The sequence below is a fragment of the Streptomyces sp. NPDC058459 genome (assembly GCF_042721685.1).
Lineage (GTDB): Bacteria > Actinomycetota > Actinomycetes > Streptomycetales > Streptomycetaceae > Streptomyces.
Genome location: NZ_JBHXLV010000331.1, coordinates 1 through 1,228, shown reverse-complemented (window position 1 = coordinate 1,228; position 1,228 = coordinate 1). Strand labels below are relative to the sequence as shown.

Sequence of the window (1,228 nt, the reverse complement as noted above, 5' to 3'; positions counted from 1 at the left end):
GGGCGAGGCTGAGAACTTAAGCGCCAGTAAACGGCGGTGGTAACTATAACCATCCTAAGGTAGCGAAATTCCTTGTCGGGTAAGTTCCGACCTGCACGAATGGCGTAACGACTTCTCGACTGTCTCAACCATAGGCCCGGTGAAATTGCACTACGAGTAAAGATGCTCGTTTCGCGCAGCAGGACGGAAAGACCCCGGGACCTTTACTACAGTTTGATATTGGTGTTCGGTTCGGCTTGTGTAGGATAGCTGGGAGACTGTGAACTCTGGACGCCAGTTCAGGGGGAGTCGTCGTTGAAATACCAGTCTGGTCGTGCTGGATGTCTAACCTGGGTCCGTGATCCGGATCAGGGACAGTGTCTGATGGGTAGTTTAACTGGGGCGGTTGCCTCCTAAAGAGTAACGGAGGCGCCCAAAGGTTCCCTCAGCCTGGTTGGCAATCAGGTGTTGAGTGTAAGTGCACAAGGGAGCTTGACTGTGAGACCGACGGGTCGAGCAGGGACGAAAGTCGGGACTAGTGATCCGGCGGTGGCTTGTGGAAGCGCCGTCGCTCAACGGATAAAAGGTACCCCGGGGATAACAGGCTGATCTTCCCCAAGAGTCCATATCGACGGGATGGTTTGGCACCTCGATGTCGGCTCGTCGCATCCTGGGGCTGGAGTCGGTCCCAAGGGTTGGGCTGTTCGCCCATTAAAGCGGTACGCGAGCTGGGTTTAGAACGTCGTGAGACAGTTCGGTCCCTATCCGCTGTGCGCGTAGGAATATTGAGAAGGGCTGTCCCTAGTACGAGAGGACCGGGACGGACGAACCTCTGGTGTGCCAGTTGTCCTGCCAAGGGCATGGCTGGTTGGCTACGTTCGGGAGGGATAACCGCTGAAAGCATCTAAGCGGGAAGCCTGCTTCGAGATGAGTGTTCCCACCTCCTTGAGAGGGTAAGGCTCCCAGTAGACGACTGGGTTGATAGGCCAGATATGGAAGCCTGGTAACGGGTGGAGTTGACTGGTACTAATAGGCCGAGGGCTTGTCCTCAGTTGCTCGCGTCCACTGTGTTGGTTCTGAAACCACGAACAGCCTCATGTGCCACACATGACGGCTTGTGTTTCATAGTGTTTCGGTGGTCATAGCGTGAGGGAAACGCCCGGTTACATTCCGAACCCGGAAGCTAAGCCTCACAGCGCCGATGGTACTGCAGGGGGGACCCTGTGGGAGAGTAGGACACCGCCGAACT

The 1,228-nt window shown here is 56.1% G+C and carries 2 rRNA genes (1 of these 2 cut by a window edge); both read left to right on the top strand.

Annotated features, from left to right (window positions below):
* A 23S ribosomal RNA gene (locus ACFWN1_RS32000) occupies nucleotides 1-1,029 on the top strand (it extends 1,378 nt beyond the left edge of the window).
* Nucleotides 1,030-1,110: 81 nt separating this feature from the next.
* Nucleotides 1,111-1,227: ribosomal RNA gene (gene rrf, locus ACFWN1_RS31995) — 5S ribosomal RNA — on the top strand.
* Nucleotide 1,228: the final 1 nt, after the last annotated feature.